Genomic DNA, 20,457 nt, shown 5'->3' with positions numbered 1-20,457 from the left:
ACCTTAAGTATCACTTAGTCGAGCAATAACAAACGCAAATAAGGATTCGACGATGCGGGTATATAAAGAAGAAGCACAGCGTGCAAATGTACGCGATGTGTTCAGTAACACCGATGCACAGGATAATCATGATTCGCAAGAAGACGAACGTTCTGCAAGCGAGAAACCCACCCTAAAGGCAAGTAAGCTAGGCCGCGCTCGGCGTAAGTCTAGTGATTTAGACGCTACTCAGCTTTACCTTAGTGAAATCGGCTTTTCCCCCCTATTAAGTGCCGAAGAGGAAGTGTATTTTTCACGCCTAGCCCGCAAGGGTGATGAAGCTGGCCGCAAGCGCATGATAGAAAGTAATCTGCGTCTAGTTGTAAAAATATCCCGCCGCTATCTAAACCGAGGCTTAAGTCTGCTGGACTTGGTCGAAGAGGGTAATCTCGGCTTAATTCGAGCGGTAGAGAAGTTTGATCCCGAGCGTGGCTTTCGCTTTTCTACTTATGCGACTTGGTGGATTCGCCAAACAATTGAACGGGCGATCATGAATCAGACCCGCACAATCCGCCTGCCAATTCATGTGGTTAAAGAATTGAACAGTTACTTGCGTGCTGAACGCGAGCTTACACAGAAATTAGATCATATGCCCTCGCCGGAAGAAATGGCGGTGGCGCTAGATAGGCCCGTTTCAGAAGCAAAACGTTTGTGTGGATTGAAAGACCGGGTCAGCTCTGTTGACGTTCCGGTTGCCCAAGACTCAGACCAGGTTTTACTTGATACCCTCGCCGATACGCACGCGCTGAACCCAAGTGACATTCTTCAGGGTGAGGACTTATCTAACAGCATAGATCTGTGGCTAGGCGATTTAACGCTCAAGCAGCGTGAGGTTGTGGTTAGGCGTTTCGGTTTGCGTGGTCATGAACCGGCAACGCTTGAAGAGGTCGGGCGTGAAATCGGCCTAACCCGGGAGCGAGTTCGCCAGATCCAAGTAGAAGCGCTGAAGAGCATGCGAATTCTGTTTGAAGAAAATGGTCTTAGTGCGGCGTCGCTGTTCTCCGGTGACTTTAACTAGCCAAAGAGATGTAATAGAAGCCAATAAAAAGCCCGCAATAGCGGGCTTTTTATTGGCTAACGCTAATTAGCTTAGCGTTCTAAATACTGAAGCTTATTGGGCTTGTTAACCCATTCTTCGGCATCTGCTGGCGCAGGTTTCATCTCGGTGATATTCGGCCATACTTCGGCTAATTCCGCATTTAATTCCAAGAATACTTGCTGGTCTTCAGGCAGCTCATCCTCAGAAAAAATCGCATTAACTGGGCATTCTGGTTCACACAGCGCGCAGTCAATACATTCGTCTGGATGGATAACGAGGAAGTTCGGGCCTTCGTAAAAACAATCCACCGGACATACTTCAACACAATCAGTGTGTTTGCACTTAATGCAATCTTCGCCTACAACAAAAGTCATTTTTGGTCAGCCCCTTTTAAATCCTGACTGTGGGTTGGGTAACTCGCAGAGCGCGGTATTGTAACATCAGTAAAAAATATGGGTATAGCTTTAGTCTTAACAATAATTTAGCTGTGTATTATCGCTTTTACGCATTAGAGCATGGTTTAGCCTTTTATTTTAGCAAAGCTTTGAGTTGATAAAGTAACTCATGCGCTTGGCGTGGGCTGAGATCATCGGGCGTAATATCCGCAAGCTCAATGACTGCTGGGTGTTCTGCTGCAGGCGGAGCGGCAAATAAGTCGGTTTGGGGCCCGGCGGTACTGAGCTGGCTATGACGAATGGCCTGGGATTCCAGCTCCTGCAGTTTGATTTTAGCCGCACTAACAACTTTTGCTGGTATTCCCGCTAATTTAGCAACCTGTAAGCCATAACTGCGGTTGGCGGGGCCTTCCTCTACACGGTGCAAAAACACAATGTGGTCATTGTGCTCGGTGACGCCTAGGTGGACATTGGCGGCTTTGGGGTAGCTCTCAGGAAGTACCGTTAGTTCAAAGTAGTGGGTGGCAAACAGTGTGAAGCCATGAACCCGGTCGGCGAGATCAATGGCGCAGGCCCAAGCTAAAGAAAGGCCGTCAAAGGTACTGGTGCCGCGGCCAATTTCATCCATCAATATTAAACTTTTGGCGGTGGCATTATGCAAAATGTTGGCGGTTTCCGTCATTTCCACCATAAAGGTGGAGCGACCACCGGCGAGGTCATCCGAAGAACCTATACGGGTAAATATTTGGTCAACTAAGCTTAGTCTTACCGCCTTCGCGGGGACAAAACTACCAATATGCGCTAGCAGCACTATCAGCGCGGTTTGGCGCATATAGGTCGATTTACCGCCCATATTCGGGCCGGTGATAATCAGGGTGCGACGGTTGTCTGCGAGTTTCAGATCGTTGGCAATGAAGGGTTCGTCGAGCACGCTTTCAACAACTGGGTGCCTACCTTGTTCAATATCCAGTAGCGGCGTATCGCTGAACTCGGGTTGGCAAAGATCCAATTGTATGGCGCGCTCGGCCAAATTGGCGATAACGTCGAGTTCACAGAGCCCTTGGGCGCAGTTTTGCAATGCGGCGAGTTCGACGTTTAAGGCGTCTAACAAACCTTCGTACAGGTATTTCTCTCGGGCCAAGGCGCGGCTTTTGCTGCTCAGGGCTTTGTCTTCAAAGGTCTTTAGCTCCGGGGTAATAAAACGCTCGGCGTTTTTTAAAGTTTGGCGACGAATATACTCTACCGGAGCCTGGTGGGCCTGTAGTTTACTGATCTCAATATAGTAACCATGCACCCGGTTATAGCCTACTTTGAGGGTACTAAGGCCGGTTTTCTCTCGCTCGCGACGTTCCATCGCAAGAAGGAATTCACCTGCATCCGTACTCAGGCTGCGTAATTCATCAAGCTCACTGTCGAAGCCCTCGGCGATGACGCCGCCATCTCTAAGTACCATGGGCGGGTTTTCGGCTACGGCTCTTGCCAGCAAGTCATCAAGTGTTGGGAATTCGCTAATTTGGGTGGCTAACTCTTGTAGGTAGGGTATACCTAAGGGTCTTAATTGGCTTTGCAGCTCAGGTAGGGTCGCCAGTGACCGCTGTAGACGCGATAAATCTCGCGGACGGGCAGAACGGAGGCCAACACGGGATAGGATTCGCTCTAAGTCGCCGATCTGTTTGAGCGTGCTGCGCAGGGTTTCAAATTGATAGTTATCAATTAGGCCGACGACACCACTTTGGCGAGCGCTTAAAATGCTCTGATTACGCAGAGGTCTGTGTAGCCAGCGACGCAGTAAGCGTGAGCCCATGGCGGTTTGGCAGCGATCAAAGACCGATGCCAAGGTGTTTTCAATGCCGCCGCTCAAGTTTAGGTCTAACTCAAGGTTGCGGCGAGTCGCGGCGTCCATTGCGACGGCGTCATCGCGGTTCTCGTGTTTGAGTTGGCGGATATGAGGCAGGGCAGTGCGCTGAGTGTCTTTTACATAGTGGAGTAGGCACCCCGCGGCGGCGACGCCATAATGAAGTTCTTCACAGCCAAATCCAGCTAAATCCTGCACCCCAAAATGTAGGCAGAGTCCCCGCGTGGCTGCGTCAAAATCGAATTCCCAGGGCGCAAGTTTGCGAAGGCCGGCAAATTTCGGCATGTCTTCAAGATCGAGGTCGTCCGCGATCAATAACTCGGCAGGGCGCAATCGCTGTAATTCGCCAATAAACGCCGCCTGACCTTTAACTTCCAATACTTGGAAGCGCCCGCTGCTCATATCTAAGACTGCAATGCCAAACAAACCTGAATGACCACAGGCGGCGACGAGCAGGGCATCCCTACGCTCGTCTAGTAGGGCTTCATCACTGATCGTTCCTGGTGTGACTATGCGAGCTACGGCGCGTTCTACAGGGCCTTTACTGGTCGCAGGGTCGCCTATTTGCTCACAAATCGCCACTGACTCGCCGGCTTTGACCAGCTTTGCCAAATAACCTTCGACTGCGTGGTAAGGCACCCCACACATGGGAATTGGATTGCCGCCAGTCTTACCTCTAGCGGTAAGGGTAATATCCAACAGCTGAGAGGCCTTCTTTGCATCGTCAAAAAACAATTCATAAAAGTCGCCCATGCGGTAAAACACCACTTCGTTGGGGTGATCGGCTTTTATCTTTAAATACTGCTGCATCATTGGCGTATGTTCCGCCTTTTGGGCAGTGTCTTTGTCGGTGCTTTTCGCCATTACCTTATAAAATCCTTTCGATTTGCGATGTTGTTTCTGGGATGCAGAGAATGAATGCTTTTAATCTGTGAGAAAGCTCTATGTTGCGTTGCTCACTGCGCTGCGTTTGCGGCAGCGCAGGGTTAAAATGACCGGCGCAGAATACCAAACCGCTAGAAGATCCGCTATTAATGCTAACTATTCCGAATAAAGCCGCTAGAAAAAGGTCGCGGCGTCAGAATTATATGCGTTCAAGTGAACGGAGTGCAGTGGTGACGCGGCAATGCTTCTTTATCAGCCCTAATGCTACGGGAGGCTTTTCGCGGGCGGAAGGGGGCATCGAAAACGATTGCTTTCTATGTGTGGAATACTGCAAAGCCTTTAAATTTTTATGCTAAGGCTTTTTTCCTTTTGATTGCCGCAGAAAATGATGCAGTCGCAGTAGCTGCGGATCTGCCGGCGCCACTTTTAGACCTTCATTCACAATGTTTAATGCTGGCTGCCATTGCTGTTGTTGCGCGTAAAGACTCGCAAGACCTTGAATGAAGTCGACATTGTTTGGGGCCAGCGCAATTGCTTTCAAGTAGGCTGTTTCTGCCATCTTGTGTTTGTTTCCTTGGTGGCGCAGTACGGCAAGGTTATACCATGCGCGCGGATTATCGCCCTTGATGGCGGCAGTTTCGAGTGCCATTTCGGCTTCGTCGAAACGACCTCGTTCGGCGAGTAATAGGCCGAGGGCATAGTAGGGCGGGGCAGCGTTTGGTTCCTGCTCGATTACCTTCTGGTATAAGGCTTCTACCGCGTCGTACTGCCCCTGCTGGTAACGGATTTGCGCTAGATTCATACGCGTGGTGTTTTCGCGATCGTTGATTGTCAGTGCGCGGGTAAATTGCTGTGTGGCTACGCTTGCTCGGCCCATTTTAGTCGCATCAAGTCCGCGTTGGTGGGGAGCATAGGCAAAGTCACTGTCGTTAGTGAGTGAGTCTTGGTACTCCTTTAAGGCGTCTCGGTATGTTTGCTGGTCTTTTGGGCTGAGCGCATCAAAATGCAGCGGATTGGCTTGAATCTCAACCAAACTGCGCGCTGCGGCAATGCGTACGGCCCTTACTGGATCATTTAGCAAGGGTAGCAACGCGGTGGCTTTATCTTGTAGTGGTAGCACGTAAAAACTCCGGGCGACGGTGGCACGCACTAGTGGCGATACATCAGCTAGTGCAGTTTTCAATGCGGCAAAGATGCCTTGGTCACTTTCGACTAAGGGGATCAGCAGTTCTGCCGCAGTCGCTCTGGCGATTGCAACCTGGGAGCGGTCGAGCAATAAGTCGATCAGCGGGTTGCGTGCGGCCAGTGCGTCTTTGGTGGCCAGTGCAAGCGTTTCAGAAAAGTGCTTTGGCCGGTCGCCACCAAACCAATCTTCGACAGCGGTTGCCGCCCATTGCGCAGACTGATCGCTATGGCAATCGTTGCAGGCATTCGGGGTGCCGAACTGCACGCTGAGGTCGGGTCGCGGCACCCGAAGGCTGTGGTCGCGTCGGAAGTCATTGGTCATATAGACGCGGCCCGGCATATGACAATCCACACATTGATCCCCCGTGCCGGTTCGGCTTTCGTCGGAGGCGAAGCTCTCACCTGGTGGGGTGTGGTGGTGATGGTTGGCGCTGTCATATTTGTCGGGGAGATGACAATTGGTACAGAGATCGTTGCCGATCTTTTTGAGTTGCGCGCTGTGGGGATCATGGCAGTTTGTGCAGCTTACGCCCATTTGGTACATCTTGCTCTGGGTATAAGACCCATAGACAAAGACTTCGTCGTGAATTTGACCGTCGGCATGGTAAAGGCCAGCGCGCAGGGTTTCTGGCATATAGTGGTCGAGCAGTGTGTCGGAACCGTGCACAAAATCCGGGGTGAGTTGTTGGCGACGGGCGTGACAGCGGCCGCATTTTTCGACAAGGTGTTGGGGAGGTTCGCCACTGATCATGTCCAGTAGGGTGGGGTCTAATGGCTCGTTGCGTGCCATTTGCGAAACATGTGCGCTGCCGGGACCGTGGCAGGCTTCGCAGGCAACATCGATTTCTTTCCAGCTACTTTGGTAGCTGTCTGTAATTTCGTCGTAATTTTTAATATAGCCAGTACTGTGGCAATCAGCGCACATACTGTTCCAGTTCATTCCGCCAGAGGTCCAATGAATCCACTCACCAGGTTCAGGTTTTAATTTGAGTTGCAGGTGAAACCATTGGCTATTTAGGGTATCCCAGGCGAGGGGCAGGGCCTGTAGGCGGCCTTGGCCAACATCGACTAAGTATTGTTGAAGTGGCTCGGTTCCAAAGGTGTACAACACCTGGAAATCCGCTGCATTGCCGTCGCTACCCTCAGTACTTACCCAAAATTGATCGTCGCGCTTGAAAAAATGGTTTTCAAAATCCATGGCGTTCAAGTAGCGGTTATTAAAGTCGCCTTTAACCGTTGCATCGCTGGCATGTTGCATGGATTGGTCATGGTGTGAGTTTTGCCAAAGCGTGGCTTCAGTGCTGTGACAGCCCACACAAGATTGACTGCCGAGATAATTTTTTATGGCTGGTAACTCAGCCCTAGAACCTCGCTCTTCGCTAGATAACACATTGAGATCAAGTGGCAACGGCATTTTGTTGGAGGTAATAAAAAAATAGAGAATCAATGCACACAAACCAAACAGAGCTGAGGCGAGGATGATTTTTACAAAAAATGGTTTATGGTTCATTAAACGTGTTCGCTTGGGATTATTAGTTTCAGTTTAGTTGCCGCTTTATTTTGTCTGTTTGCTAACTTAAATCACGCTCAAGGTTCCGGCAGCAATGTATTTTATTGCTTTTATTTCAGTCAGTTATTTGGATGCAAATCAAAACCAGGAATCGTTGTTAGTTAATTGCATTGGTGGATATTTTGACATGTCAGGTGGAGATAGTGGTACGTGCTTCTATTTTAGATGCTTGCTGCCGCGAGTATGTCTATTGTCCTAGGGCTGAACTATATTAATATCACTCTGGCAGGCTTTGCTTTTTGTATTGTATTAATTGAATGCCAGCCTTCGTTGGCCAGTATGTACTCGGCTAGTTGAAAATTGAATAGATTTATTAGGTCGCGTTGTAGGCCTGAGCTAATTTCGAAATTTATAATAGGAAGGTGTTACTTGCCCAAATACATCGTCGGAGCATACGCAACTGCGCCGCAAACTGAGCAATGGGATGCCCAAGTACATGCAGATTACCTCAATGGAATTAAAGGCTTGGCCAATGTTGCGGGTATTGAACATGCATTTGCTGGCCATTTACATCCTGAAGATGATGCTTGGTTTATAGAGAATGTTAACCCCGAGTGGGAATTTGTGTTTACGGGCGTTCCAGGAATTACGGGGAATATAGGGCGGAATCCGCTGTTTGGAATAGCGTCCGATGATTCATCAGGCCGGCAGGAGGCTCTGCGCTTTTATGAAAAAATGCGTATGGCAGTCCTTAAACTAAATAGCCATTTATATCGCAATGCGGTCAGTTTCGTCCAGCTTCATACTAGTCCAAATCGCGCTGTTGCAGACTCTTCCTCTACCTCGCTAATAAAGTCGTTAGCCGAAATGCAAGGCTGGGATTGGGGTGGCGCGCAGTTAGTCATTGAGCATTGCGATGCCTACGTCGATGGACAGAAACCATCAAAGGGCTTTTTATCGATAGACGACGAGCTGAGTGCCATTGCTTCAGTAAACAACGCGAGTGGCAGTACAATTGGAATGAGCATTAATTGGGGGCGCTCTGCACTGGAGACTCGGAGCGTTGAGGGTCCGTTGGCGCATATTCGGTTAGCGCGTGAGTCTGGTTTGTTGTGCGGTTTAATGTTTTCCGGAGTCAGTAACGTAAAGGGCCCCTATGGCATGTGGGAAGATACTCATATGCCGCCGGCCTTGCCCCTTGATGGGGCTGAGGATGTTTATTTTAGTGCTGATTCATTGCTAACAAAGCATGAAATATCTCGGTGTCTCGCAGCCGCTGATGGCGCCAATTTACGCTATTTGGGCATAAAAATTGGCGTGCGACCTAGTACTCTTTCGGCGCTTGAGCGTGTCGCATGTAACCGCAATACATTAGCCATGTTCGCGGACTAGGGTAGGGTGTGTTTAAACACGCTTAATTTGTAGATTCCCACGGCTTTTGGGCGACAAAAATGGTATGTCGGCTTCCCTTGCCCGGTCGTGCACGCACGGTGTGGATACTGACCTTGAATCGCGCCTTTTTCAGGCGAATAGCGAACATGGAGTCGGCGCCGGCCGACCAAATTGCCAAGACGCCTTCGGGGCGTAGGGTGGCAAATATTGACTCAAGGCCCGCTTGCGAATATAGCCAGTTATTGTCGTTTTGGGTCAGCCCTTCTGGCCCGTTGTCGACATCCAGCAATATCGCGTCGTAGGCTTTGGGGTTGTTGCTCAAAAGGTCGGCAACATCACCAAGATATACCTTTGTTCGGGGATCTTTTAGCGGCTGGCCTGCACACTCACCCAGTGGGCCCTTATTCCACTCGACAACCTCCGGAATAAGCTCTGCAACAGTTACCTTGCCGCTGGCATCGGCTGCACGCAATGCTGTGGCAAGTGTGTAGCCCATGCCCAGTCCGCCTATCAAAATTTCGGCGCCGGACACGGCGTTACAGCCATCTCTGGGTTGGAGCTGCTTATAGGCCAAGTCTGCTAGCGCTTCTTCTGAATTAAATAGGCGGCTGTTCATGAGCTCGCCGCGCACGCCAGATAAGCGAATTGAAAACTCCTCGCCGCGCCGGGAGAGTTTTAGTTCGCCGCCATTATTCGGTATTTGTGCTGTACCAAGATGTTGCCAAGGAATCATGGGGCCTCTGGGGCTAAGCTAAAGTCGGCCTGCACTTTAACACAAGCGGTTTTAGGCTTAATAGTAATGAAATCAAGGTTTGCGCTGGATAAGCCGACTTAAGGTAATACAAGGACACCGGGCTAAGAAAGAATTTAAACTCGGGCATTGACAATAGTGCCGATAATACTGATTATATATACAGTTGTGTGGCCAGTAGTTCAGCCAGCATTATTCATTTTAATATCAGCATTCACAAAGGTAGAGAACATATGGATCCCAATAAGCAGAAAGCACTGGAATCGGCGTTGAGCCAGATTGAGCGCCAGTTTGGTAAGGGTTCAATCATGAAGATGGGCGATAGCTCACGGGAAGTGATGCCGTCTGTCTCTACTGGTTCACTCGGGCTTGATATCGCGCTAGGTATTGGCGGCTTGCCTTATGGCCGGATTGTTGAGATCTACGGACCAGAGTCCTCAGGTAAAACGACCCTGTGTTTGCAGGTGATGGCCGAGGCGCAAAAAGCCGGTAAAACTGTGGCAATAGTGGATGCTGAGCACGCTCTAGATCCGCAGTACGCAGAAAAGCTGGGTGTTAATCTCGAAGACTTACTGGTTTCACAGCCAGATACTGGCGAACAAGCCCTAGAAATTACCGATATGCTGGTCCGCTCTGGCTCTGTTGACGTTATCGTAATTGACTCTGTGGCAGCATTGGTGCCTAAGGCTGAAATCGAAGGTGAAATGGGTGACACGCATGTGGGTTTACAAGCGCGTTTAATGTCTCAGGCGCTGCGCAAACTTACTGGTAATATCAAAAATGCCAACTGCCTCGTTATTTTTATCAACCAAATTCGTATGAAAATTGGCGTAATGTTCGGCAATCCAGAAACCACCTCTGGGGGGAACTCGCTCAAATTCTACGCTTCAGTACGTCTTGATATTCGCCGTACCGGTGCTGTCAAAGATGGCGAAGAGGTGGTTGGTAATGAAACGCGGGTGAAAGTTGTTAAAAACAAGGTTTCACCGCCGTTTAAGCAAGCTGAATTCCAGATTCTCTATGGGCAAGGCATTTACCGCCTTGGTGAGGTAATTGATTTAGGTGTTAAGCAGGGGCTTGTCGATAAAGCGGGCGCTTGGTATGCGTATAAGGGCGACAAAATAGGTCAGGGCAAGGCGAATGCGGCGAAGTATCTTGGTGAGCACCCGGAGATAGCTGCTGAGATTGAAGGACAAATTCGCGAGGCTCTACTGCCTAAGCCTACGGCTAAGAAAGTACCTGAAGAGTTAGCTGACGCTGGTAAGTAATGCTAGTAGTTCAGCAGTCGCACAGCGACTGCTGAACTTACCTTGGATCGGAGCTTATTCAGGGACCTCGTCTTCGTTATTGTCCATCTCTAAGCTGAGTGAAAAACCTGAAGTTGGTTTTGTGTCATCTTGGTCATTCTCGTCAACCGCGTCAGCGGGAATCCCGCGCTTGCTGTGAAGTTTGATCCGCAGACGAAGGTTATTGGCCGAATCAGCATTTTTTAGCGCGTCCGCAAATGAAATTTTTCCTGCCTCATAAAGATTAAAAAGTGCTAAATCAAAGGTTTGCATTCCGACATTCTCGGATTTATGCATGATTTCTTTGATGGTTTCAATTTCGCCTTTGTGAATTGCTTGGGCTACTGTCGGCGTGCCGAGCAGAATCTCGATAGCGGCGGCACGCTTGCCCTCGGGGGTAGGAATAAGACGTTGGGAAACAAAGCACTTCAAATTTAAGGAGAGGTCGAGCAGGAGTTGATTTCGGCGCTCTTCGGGGAAAAAATTAATAATGCGGTCTAATGCTTGGTTGGCATTATTGGCGTGGAGCGTAGAGATACAGAGGTGGCCCGTTTCGGCAAAGGCGAGAGCATGTTCCATAGTTTCCCGGTCGCGAATCTCGCCGATAAGAATAACGTCGGGTGCTTGTCGTAGTGTGTTCTTCAGGGCTTGGTGAAAACTGCGGGTATCCATGCCAATTTCACGCTGATTTACGATGCTTCGCTTATGACGATGGATGAATTCAATAGGGTCCTCGATAGTAATGATATGACCGCTGCTATTGGTGTTGCGGTGATCGATCAAGGCTGCAAGAGATGTAGATTTCCCTGAGCCAGTGGCGCCAACAAAAAGCACCAAGCCCCTTTTCGTCATTATCACTTCTTTTAATATTGGTGGTAGGCCAAGGGCGTCGACATTAGGGATGTCGGTGACTATATTTCGAGCGACAATAGAGATTTCGTTCCGCTGTTTGAAGATGTTAACGCGGAACCGGCCTACGCTAGGGATATGGTAGGCAAGGTTCATTTCCAATTCAGTTTCAAATTCTTCTATCTGGCCGTCATCCATGATGGCGTAGGCGATTTTCTTAATATCGCCGGGACTAAAGCTTTCTTTGTCTAGGGGCTTCAGTTTGCCATGAAATTTTGCGCATGGAGGGGCACCGGTGCTTAAGAATAGATCTGAACCGTCATTTTTGGCTAGTGTGGTGAGATAGTCATTAAATGTCATGGTTGTGTCTCGTCATTGGCCAGCGGGCCTTGGGCTACGATTATCAATGTGTTTATTACGAATAGCCGAGGCATTCGATGCGTCAGTATTGGTAATTAACTGCGCGCGTATTTTTTGTGAATTGTAATACTGTACTTGAGTCTAGCAGATCATTTGGAGGCTGTTTACCTAAATAGGTTTGGTCATTCCGCCTTGGTTTTCTTAGGTCTGCGATGGACGAGTGATTATCTTTCTTCAGCTAATTACCCGGGATAATAAGCACACATAGATTCAATTTCTCCGATTTCCGTGTTCCAATGCTGGCCTAGAAATTATTCAGATCAATAACTCACTCTTGAGCAATATCGGTAATTGTTAAAATGCGAAAGCTAGTAGAAAATATTCGGTTTACGCTATACAGCGATTGGGCCTTCTATGTTTGTGTGCTGCTTTATCTTATTGGGACATGGAGTGTCGCGCAGTACTATCAATTGGACGATCGGTTTTCGATACTCGTTTATCTCAAGTTAGCGCTGCTTCAATTTATTCCTTATGGCATCTTGTTTTACGCAATTTATATCGTTCTTGTCATGGTTAAAACTCGACCAAAAGCCTTATTCTCCTACCTAGCGATTGATTTTAAATCGAAACTTATGAGACCAAATTTTCTTAGAGGCTTACTCGGTCTATTTGTGCTGGCAGTTTTTTTATCAGCAATGACTTCGTTTAAATCGGTGATCCCGGAGATTAATCCATTCACTTGGGATCCAGTCTTAGCCAATTTTGATAAGGGTTTACACGGTGGGCACGTTCCTTGGGAGTTGTTGCAGCCCATTCTAGGCTGGCCGATCGTTACACACGTCATAGATATAGTCTATGGTCTGTGGTTTATCATTATGATGACTTTTGTGATGTGGTTTTTGTTCACCGCCAATAGTGATTTTTTGCGTAAACGTTTCATCATTAGTTATGTCTTGTGCTGGACTATTAATGGCAGTCTGCTAGCAGTAATTTTTTCATCGGTTGGTCCCGTTTTTTACTCCGATGCATACCCCGATCTTGTAAACCCGTTTAATAGTCTGATGAGCTATCTGACATTGGTGAGTTTGGAGTACCCAAGTTTGGTGTTGCGGGAAAAAGAGATGCTCTGGGCATTTTACCAGAATGCGACGCTGCGTCCGGCGAGTGGCATATCTGCGATGCCGAGCATGCATGTATCTGTTGCTACTTTGATTTTTTTGATTTGCCGCCGCCGAAAGCAAGTATTTGTTAAAGTGTTAGGTGGTGTTTTCTTAGTTATGATTGGGTTAGGGTCTGTGCATCTTGGTTGGCATTACGCTATTGATGGCTATTTGGCATTAATCGTGACTTTAGTGATCTGGAAATGCACAGGTTTCATCGCTGGCATAGAAAGATCGAAGTAGATTGCGAGCGTATGTTGTTAGCCGAACAAAGTCGTGGTGGGCTGGAAAGGGCGCTTCACATTGCTCGTAAACACTGAGTACTAGCGAAACCGAGCAGGCTTCACTAGTGCTTAGTTATTTTTGAAGAGCCGTCACTGTTCACACTTAATTTGTTAATCTCACCTTGTCATTCTCGCATGTTAGCGCCGCACCAACATCAGCTGTTGTTAATGAAACCCCTAGTGTGTTCAGTAAGGTGTTCAGAATAGGATCTAGAACAGGCGATAGCGTCGAGGTGATTAAGGCATTTACGCTTGATATCAGTGTACTTGCGGTAGCACCCACTAAACTTGTAACTGTTCCTAGTATGTTGCCGTTGGATGGCGTGTAAAACTCAGCTTCTACCCCAGAAAGCGTTGTTGCTAAGCTAGCTATTGGATCTGTTGCCTCAAAATCTGCACAGCTGAAGTTAAGCTCATCCTTTACGCCAGGCAGACATAAAGCATCCGGCGCGTCAGATATAGTTTGTCCTATAGGACCGCTACCGAGAATGTCAGTGTCGAGCATCAAACCGATGCCGCCGCCGACGTATGACTGTCTGTCAGCTTGGTTTTTATCCGTCGTCCAGCCGGCACCTTTTCTATATTGGTAGCTGCAGCCAAAAATTGCGACGCATGTTTTTTTAACGTGGATGCTACCTATATCTAATATCGGCAGAGGCTCCGGTACTAGGGGGCTAGAAGAAAACACATTGCTTTCTGCTTCTGCTAAATCGTCGCCGAATTGCCCCATAACAACGTTAAGTGTCGATGTAGTGGTATCGACATCGAGTGATTTTCCGTTCTCACAATTGTAGTCAGTGACTCGAGCCTCACCTCTGCCACCATAGACAGCTATATCAATACGAGGTGTTGAAAGAAAGTCGATATCGACCTGGTCTTTTTCAACAGAGCAAAGAACAGCGCAAAGAATATTATTGAGTGCTCCGATGAGATTGAGTGTTAATAAATCATTCGCGGTGTCTGTTATTTCAGATACCAATGGGCTGGTTAGCAGAGTATCTAGTGTGCCAAGTATAGGTAGATTCAAAGAGATAAAGGTTTTAACCTGCGCCGTTTGAACATAAATTGCATCGTTTCCGTACGGGTCTACTTTTGCTAGCTCAGGATTACCTATAGAAAATTGTGGCGCCTCGGTAACTTGTAATTTTACTGTTACTGAGGCGAGTCCAAGCAGGTTAATTGGTACATCAACAACGATGTCATTGTCTTTCCCACCGAGATACACGACGCCTTTTACAAGGTCTAATACGTTTAGGCCGACATCTAATGCAGATTCAGGGTCGGTACTCGCCACGGAAAGTATTGAGCCAAGCGCAATGTTTGGCGAGGATATTATTTGGTCAACAATCTGTGTATCTAATATAGAAGCTGCTATTGCACTGTCACCTCCAGCGCTGTTTAGCACAGATACAGCGGTGTCGAGTATCGTTGCAATACTGGCCGTGCCTGTAATGATACCGTCTTGACCAACGGAAATACCCACGTCACCGAGCGCATCAGTAAAATCTAGTAAGTTAATATCAACATCGGCTAATCCCTGCCAGCTTGCCAGCGTGAGCGAGATATTGGTGCCGAGGAGATCACCGAGTACAGAATTGAGAATATCTGCTTCGATTAAATTAGTGCTTATGCCTAATCGTGCAGAGGGCTCGCAGGCTTTAGCTGTTGCACTTGCACTGAGGGTAACCTCGTTGTCATCACTTGGCAGTAATTGTTCAAAGAGTGAAGCGGGTACGCGATAGGTAAGTGCGACGGTAACAGCATTGCCACTTCTGCTTACATTGACCGTGCTATTTGTCGCATTACCGAGAAAATTGTTTCTCGACGCTGACAACACATACAGGTCATCTAAGGTCATTGAGTCAACATCAATTGTTTGATCGCGGCAGTATATTAATGCGGTTTCCATCGCTGCTAAATCCGCGTTTTTTTGGAGGCTTCGCTTTTCAAGATAGAGCCGTCCGGTGTCGGCGACCACCGCGACAAATGTAAATAAACTCAGCATCATGAGTAGGGCAAGAATAGTGGTAACACCCCCTTGCCGATTCGCATGCTGATACTGCAATGTTCGTTGTGGTCGCATATCGATTACTCTTCGGTGAATGAGTCAGAGCTGAAGCGCTCAGGAATCGGATGTGTAAAACTTTTAACGTAGCGCTTATAGATTTCGGTGCGGGCGGGGCCGCTCAAGTATTGCTCCTGAGTGCTTGCATTTTGGCCAGACCGCTGCTGTTCTAGCAGGCGGTGAGTTGTAGTTTGCTGCGCAGTATTTGGGGTGTATTCAATGTCTTGTTCAGCAAATGTCGGCATTGAAATGGCCGCTACTAATAAAGCTAGGCAAAGCGTTGATGTCTTCATAGTGGAGCTCCATGCTGGGTGTTGTTACTGCCTGCAAGCGCAGGCTCTTTAAATGTGTTGGCTTGGCTTAAAAGGTATTTGAACTCGGTTGAGTCTATGCCGTTATTTTTTGCCATTCGAATTGCTGTGCGTGAATCGCCATCCAAGATAAGACTCATTACCATATTTCTAATGGCAACGGGGTGACCTGGCTGCAATTGCAAGGCAGTCATAAATTCCCGTTGCGCGTCCTTAAAATTGCGGTGCGCGAGTAATATAAAACCATAGTCGTTGCGGATATCGGCGTTACCTGGTGCTAAGCGTCGCGCTTTTAGCATTTGCTGATGGGCATGGGGCAAATCACCGCGTGTGGCGAGTATTTTTGCCATACCAGAATGTCCATAGGCGTTTAAACACGTCAGGCTTAGGTCGCGATAGCTGGAATACGCCTCAGTGAGCATACCCGTTTTGCGCTGAGCCTCGGCGCGAAGCAGTAGTACGCGTGGGTTACTGTCAGGTGCTTTTTCGAGGTAGGCTAATGCAGAATAATACTGCTTCTCTGCGACCTGCTGTTCTATTAGATCTAAGCTAATATTTTCTTCTTTGGTGGTTGGTGTATTGCAGTTGCTTGCGTTCGCTTGCTTTGGCGCAGCAGTGCTGGCGCAGCCTACGAGAAAGGCTATTAGTATACTCGCACTTAAGAGACTAAGTTTTTTCACGTCATACGCTCCTGCGTTAACTTCCTAAATTTTTCAATGCCGATGAAATTGACATGAGTGCAGGCCCTGCAACAATAATTAATAATGCTGGGAATAAAAACACCATCATGACCAATGACATTTTTCCTGACATTTTATTTACTTGCTCCTGCAAATCGAGCTTACGGCGGTTCTGAAGTAGTTTATACAATTCATCTAGTGCCTTATCGATGCTGCCGCCTGTAATAGCCTGTTGGCGTATAACAATGAGGTATTCTTTAAAACCTTCTGCGCTGGTGCAGCCAATCAGCTCATAAAGGGCTTCTTCCTGGCTTTGCCCAGATTCAATTTTGTTTACCGCAAATTGCAATTCCTGTGAACAGGTGGGTGCGAGGTTGCGAAGTTGATCACACATAATGGATAAGGTTTTCGGCAATGAAAGGCCTACTCGCCACAGCATTCTGGTGGTCTGAACCAGAATAAGTGTCTCTTGGTTTAATCGATTCTGGCGATTCTTGGCGAATTTTTTAAGGAAAAAATACGACAAGTACACAAGGAAAATTAAGCCCAGCGTGATGGTCATTAATATATTGGTAGTGGGGGCGCCATTAAAATACGTATATATGCCAAGGCATATTGTTATTGTCACAATTGCGATTAAGGTTATTGAAATTGCATTTGCCTGCTGCGCGGAGTTAAAAAGTCCCGCTTGGCGCAGAAGTTGTGAAAGTGAGGCAATATGCGTATTTTCTTCGCGCAATTGGCGCCACATGTCTTTTGAGCTGAATTCAAATTCCTTGCCTTGATCTATGCTGTCAGTTTCCAAATGGGCGATGGCGAGCAGGAGCACCGGTGCCGTACAAAGGATGATTGCACCTATGATGAAATAGAGATGATGAACTTCCATGGTATTTTCCTCAGTTCCCTAAAGTTTTGATCATGCGCCATAAAACAACAACGCCGATAATTTGCATCATCAATGCAACGATTAGCGTTTGTTGACCACCAGAACTCGCCCACATATCTGTTAAGAATTTAGGGTTGTTTAAAAATGTGTAAGCGGCAATGCCGGGCGGCAGGGCAGCGAGGATTGCTGCGGTCACTCGGGTTTCGCCGGTCATGGCGCTAAGTTCACGTTTTCCTGAGTCTTGCATTCTTAGAATATCGACGATGTCGTCGAGAATAGAGCGAATACTGCCGCCGTATTGTTCGTTAATTCTGAGTGCTGTAGCTAATACGTCGAATTCATTCAAGTTGTTGACTCGGGCTTCTCGCTCAAACGCTTGATGCAAGTCATATCCCAAATATACCCGGCGAACGACGCGACGCATTACAGTACCAAGTGGTCGTTCAAGTGTCTCTACCGAGTCAGCAAAGGCGTTTTCTACCGAAACCCCAGCAGATAGACGGCGCGTCACCTGGTTGATAAATGAAGGGAGTTGGTCCAACATTTTTGCGCGGCGTTGCGAGCCGATAATTTTTACCAGCGAGTACGCGACCATCAATATAGCGGCCGCAGATATGACATTAATCTTCTCTGGTAACACCAGTAAGCTTAAGGCCACACCGCTTATGGTGACAGCAATAGCAGAATAAACGATCGTAACGGGCAGCTCTACGCCATTGCTGCCAAGAAAGTTTTCGAGGAATGCCGGGAGCTTTGCGCCAGCGTCCGGAATAACTTCGTCTGCTGGTACGGGGTCAGTTGACTCGCTGCTAATCATTAGCACGACGAAAGCCAGTCCAACTAAGAGCAGAGCTAATGCAATCCATAACATTGTGCTTATTCCTTGTGGGTCAGATATGTGCCAAATCAGCAGAGCGCGCCGCGTTTTTACCGCCATCTACGCGAAGTACTTTTCTGCTAACGTCGTCGTAAATAAAGATATCTTTTAGGGTCAGCTCTTTATTGATGACATGTAATTCAGAAATTTGTAGTACACAGCGACGCCCGTCAGCTTTACGGCCAATGTGAACAATTAAGTCCAATGCACTGCCAATCATTTTAAGAATCAAGTCGCCGCTGCCTTTAAATCCGGAAATACCCACCATCATTTCGAGGCGGGTGATGGCATCTCGCGCAGAGTTTGCGTGAACTGTGCTCATGGAGCCGTTGTGACCGGTGTTCATCGCTTGCAGAACATCGAGGATCTCTCCGCCGCGACTTTCACCAACAATAATGCGGTCTGGCCGCATCCGAAGTGCGTTTTTGACAAGCTCACGAGCGCTTATTTCACCAACGCCTTCGTTATTTTCCGGACGGGTTTCTAGGCGAACAACGTGGCCATTGCGCAGCTGGAGTTCTGCGGCGTCTTCTATGGTCACTATACGTTCGGCAGGTGGAATAAATTGACTCAAAATATTGAGTAGTGTGGTTTTACCCGAACCCGTGGCGCCGCTTATTAGAATATTGGTTCTGCTAGCTACCGCGTTGGTAAGGTATTCGAGAACGTCTTCACTAATAGAGCCTGTTGCCAGGAGCTCCTGCGCAGTCAGCGGATCTTTTCTGAACTTACGGATTGATAGGCAGGGACCATCGAGTGCCAAGGGCGGAACAATGGCGTTTATGCGGCTACCGTCTTCTAAGCGACCATCTACAATAGGGCTAGATTCATCAATACGGCGACCGAGCGGCGATATCATTCGACGTATAACGCGCAGTACGTGGCGGTCGTCGAGAAAACGCATGTCGGCTTTCTCGAGTACTCCTGCACGCTCGATATAGATATTGCGCGGCCCGTTTATGAGAATGTCGTTGATGGTGGGGTCCTCTAATAAACCTTGCAGGGGACCATAGCCAATGATTTCGTTTAACAAGTGTTTTTCAAGGGAGTCAAAAGTTTCCCTGTCGATTACGGCCTCGTATATGCGGCAGTATTGGCGTATATACGCTGAAATTGCTTCTTCCAATTTTTTTTGGTTATCGTCGTAGATGATGTTGTCATCTTCGATACGATCGATAACAAATTTATGGAGGTCGGACTTCAGTTTTTCGTAATCGTCACTCGGTGCAACTTTGTCTGGTGAAGCTCTGCGATTAATAAGTCTCATAGCGTATGCCTGTCTGGTAATCAGTTAGCGAAGCCGACGCCGGCTTCTGCTGTAGACGGTCTGGATTCTTGTGCACTTGTAGAGTCTTTAGCCTTACCTTTAAGCGGATCGCCGAATAACATCGTTGTAAACGATGGGGAGTAGTCTTGATAAGTTTCCCCAGGCAATTCTTTCAGTTCAGTATTTTTTGCCATCGGGCGGACTAAGTGCGGTGTTACTACCATAATTAGCTCATTGTCTTTTTGCTCGAAGTTGCTCGAGCGAAAGAGGGCGCCAATTATGGGGATGTCGCCTAAGCCCGGAATTGTGTCAAGGTTGTTGTAGGTGTTACGGCTTATCAAACCACTGATTATGAAACTTTCACCCGGGGCGAGCTGAATAGTCGTATCAGTTCGGCGCACGCGTAATGAGGGAACAGACACGCCGCCGGATTCTACGCCGCTAGTGAAGTCCAAATCGCTTACCTCAGGCGCGACCTTCAGCATAATGCTGCTTTCACTCAGGATGGTTGGTGTTAGGTTAAGTCGGATACCATATTCTTTAAACTCAACCTGCACTTGGCCATCACTATTCGATACTGGGTAGGGGAATTCACCACCCGCCAAAAAGCTCGCGGAATGGCCTGATAGGCTTACAAGTGAAGGCTCCGCTAAAGTGTAGGCATAACCGTTTTGTTGAAGGGCATTGATAGCCGCATTAAAGTTTTTCCCCGAATGACCGATCAATATTGAAGATGTATTTCCGGAAGTAACTAATCCGCCTCCCATTAAGCCAGCAATGTTATCAACAAAGCCATTTATGTTTGGTATTAGGCTGGCTGATCCTATACCAAACCCGGTGTCGCCACCGATACGAGATAACGCAGTACCTATTTGTTTTAACTGAGTGCGGCTGTACTCAATAATTCGAATATCAGTCTGGACTTGGATGGCGCCTTGTTGAACAGTGTTGTCGACCGCGCTTTCGCCGGCGGCGGTAATTAGCTGCGCATGCTGACTAAGCGACTGCGTTTTTCCCTGCAGCACAACGTTATTGCCTGCGGTATCGATAGCGATGCCGTTGGTACTGGAGTTGGCTAGGTCGGGTATTACGTCAATTTTGAAAACGGTTGGCTCTCCGCCGCCCTGCCATAAAAGCAGTTGGGTAGTACCCGTTTGTTTGGCTGTAAGTAAAAATTGCTTGGAATTCAGCACTTTTAAACTCGCGATTACCGGATTACCAATAGCGCTGCGTTTAACACTGAATTGGGTCGTTAAGGCTTGTTGCTCGCCTAAGGTCATGCGCAGAGTTTTGTATGGCGCTGCTTGCGCAATATTAACGAGCGCGAAAAGCAAACCTAATATAAATCCGTTTTTCATTATGGATACTCCTTTGCCTAAGA

At 47.9% G+C, this 20,457-nt stretch carries 16 protein-coding genes; 4 read left to right on the top strand and 12 right to left on the bottom strand.

What is annotated here, in order from left to right; genetic code table 11:
- Nucleotides 1-52 precede the first annotated feature (52 nt).
- Nucleotides 53-1,057 carry an RNA polymerase sigma factor RpoS gene (rpoS, locus tag ABD836_RS04610; RefSeq protein WP_344932796.1) on the top strand — a complete coding sequence of 335 codons (1,005 nt, stop codon included), beginning with the start codon at nt 53-55 and terminating at the stop codon, nt 1,055-1,057.
- A gap of 71 nt (nt 1,058-1,128) precedes the next feature.
- Here rpoS and fdxA read toward each other — a convergent pair whose 3' ends face one another.
- From fdxA to ABD836_RS04595, 3 genes are all read right to left on the bottom strand, one after another.
- Entirely contained in the window at nt 1,129-1,452 is a 324-nt protein-coding gene (fdxA, locus tag ABD836_RS04605; protein ID WP_344932794.1) for a ferredoxin FdxA, read from the bottom strand.
- 154 nt (nt 1,453-1,606) lie between these two features.
- A complete protein-coding gene (gene mutS / locus ABD836_RS04600; RefSeq protein WP_344932792.1) occupies nt 1,607-4,192 on the bottom strand; it encodes a DNA mismatch repair protein MutS in 2,586 nt (861 codons plus the stop codon).
- A gap of 373 nt (nt 4,193-4,565) precedes the next feature.
- Nucleotides 4,566-6,908, bottom strand: a complete 2,343-nt coding sequence (locus ABD836_RS04595; RefSeq protein WP_344932791.1) for a tetratricopeptide repeat protein — start codon at nt 6,906-6,908, stop codon at nt 4,566-4,568.
- A gap of 429 nt (nt 6,909-7,337) precedes the next feature.
- Here ABD836_RS04595 and ABD836_RS04590 point away from each other — a divergent pair, with 429 nt between their 5' ends.
- Entirely contained in the window at nt 7,338-8,300 is a 963-nt protein-coding gene (locus ABD836_RS04590; protein WP_344932789.1) for a DUF4862 family protein, read from the top strand.
- Between the two features lie 22 nt (nt 8,301-8,322).
- On the opposite strand, the gene ABD836_RS04585 is transcribed toward ABD836_RS04590, so the two are convergent.
- Nucleotides 8,323-9,033 carry a spermidine synthase gene (locus ABD836_RS04585; RefSeq protein ID WP_344932787.1) on the bottom strand — a complete coding sequence of 237 codons (711 nt, stop codon included), beginning with the start codon at nt 9,031-9,033 and terminating at the stop codon, nt 8,323-8,325.
- Between the two features lie 251 nt (nt 9,034-9,284).
- Here ABD836_RS04585 and recA point away from each other — a divergent pair, with 251 nt between their 5' ends.
- A complete protein-coding gene (recA, locus tag ABD836_RS04580) occupies nt 9,285-10,319 on the top strand; it encodes a recombinase RecA (RefSeq protein ID WP_344932786.1) in 1,035 nt (344 codons plus the stop codon).
- A 54-nt stretch (nt 10,320-10,373) separates the two neighbouring features.
- On the opposite strand, the gene ABD836_RS04575 is transcribed toward recA, so the two are convergent.
- On the bottom strand, nt 10,374-11,546 hold the full coding sequence (locus ABD836_RS04575) for a PilT/PilU family type 4a pilus ATPase (RefSeq protein ID WP_344932784.1): 1,173 nt from the start codon (nt 11,544-11,546) through the stop codon (nt 10,374-10,376).
- 359 nt (nt 11,547-11,905) lie between these two features.
- On the opposite strand from ABD836_RS04575, the gene ABD836_RS04570 reads away from it, so the two are divergent.
- Nucleotides 11,906-12,949: a phosphatase PAP2 family protein gene (locus ABD836_RS04570; RefSeq protein ID WP_344932782.1), complete on the top strand. Its 1,044-nt coding sequence runs from the start codon at nt 11,906-11,908 to the stop codon at nt 12,947-12,949.
- A gap of 144 nt (nt 12,950-13,093) precedes the next feature.
- On the opposite strand, the gene ABD836_RS04565 is transcribed toward ABD836_RS04570, so the two are convergent.
- Genes ABD836_RS04565 through ABD836_RS04535 form a run of 7 tightly spaced genes read right to left on the bottom strand, consistent with a single transcriptional unit; the run spans nt 13,094 to nt 20,434 of the window.
- Nucleotides 13,094-15,073, bottom strand: a complete 1,980-nt coding sequence (locus tag ABD836_RS04565; protein ID WP_344932780.1) for a pilus assembly protein TadG-related protein — start codon at nt 15,071-15,073, stop codon at nt 13,094-13,096.
- 5 nt (nt 15,074-15,078) lie between these two features.
- A complete protein-coding gene (locus ABD836_RS04560) occupies nt 15,079-15,348 on the bottom strand; it encodes a DUF3613 domain-containing protein (protein ID WP_344932778.1) in 270 nt (89 codons plus the stop codon).
- Nucleotides 15,345-16,046 (bottom strand): tetratricopeptide repeat protein, encoded by a 702-nt coding sequence (locus ABD836_RS04555; RefSeq protein WP_344932776.1) that lies wholly within the window; start codon nt 16,044-16,046, stop codon nt 15,345-15,347. Before ABD836_RS04555 ends, ABD836_RS04560 begins: the two co-directional genes overlap by 4 nt.
- Nucleotides 16,047-16,062: 16 nt before the next feature.
- A complete protein-coding gene (locus ABD836_RS04550; RefSeq protein ID WP_344932774.1) occupies nt 16,063-16,932 on the bottom strand; it encodes a type II secretion system F family protein in 870 nt (289 codons plus the stop codon).
- 10 nt (nt 16,933-16,942) lie between these two features.
- A complete protein-coding gene (locus tag ABD836_RS04545; protein WP_344932772.1) occupies nt 16,943-17,803 on the bottom strand; it encodes a type II secretion system F family protein in 861 nt (286 codons plus the stop codon).
- A gap of 19 nt (nt 17,804-17,822) precedes the next feature.
- Nucleotides 17,823-19,076 carry a TadA family conjugal transfer-associated ATPase gene (locus ABD836_RS04540; protein WP_344932770.1) on the bottom strand — a complete coding sequence of 418 codons (1,254 nt, stop codon included), beginning with the start codon at nt 19,074-19,076 and terminating at the stop codon, nt 17,823-17,825.
- A 20-nt stretch (nt 19,077-19,096) separates the two neighbouring features.
- Nucleotides 19,097-20,434 (bottom strand): type II and III secretion system protein family protein, encoded by a 1,338-nt coding sequence (locus tag ABD836_RS04535; protein WP_344932767.1) that lies wholly within the window; start codon nt 20,432-20,434, stop codon nt 19,097-19,099.
- Nucleotides 20,435-20,457 lie beyond the last annotated feature (23 nt).

This window comes from Zhongshania borealis, from assembly GCF_039539625.1.
GTDB lineage: Bacteria > Pseudomonadota > Gammaproteobacteria > Pseudomonadales > Spongiibacteraceae > Spongiibacter > Spongiibacter borealis.
The sequence above is the reverse complement of the archived record's forward strand: the minus strand, read 5'-3'. Positions and strand labels throughout refer to the sequence as shown.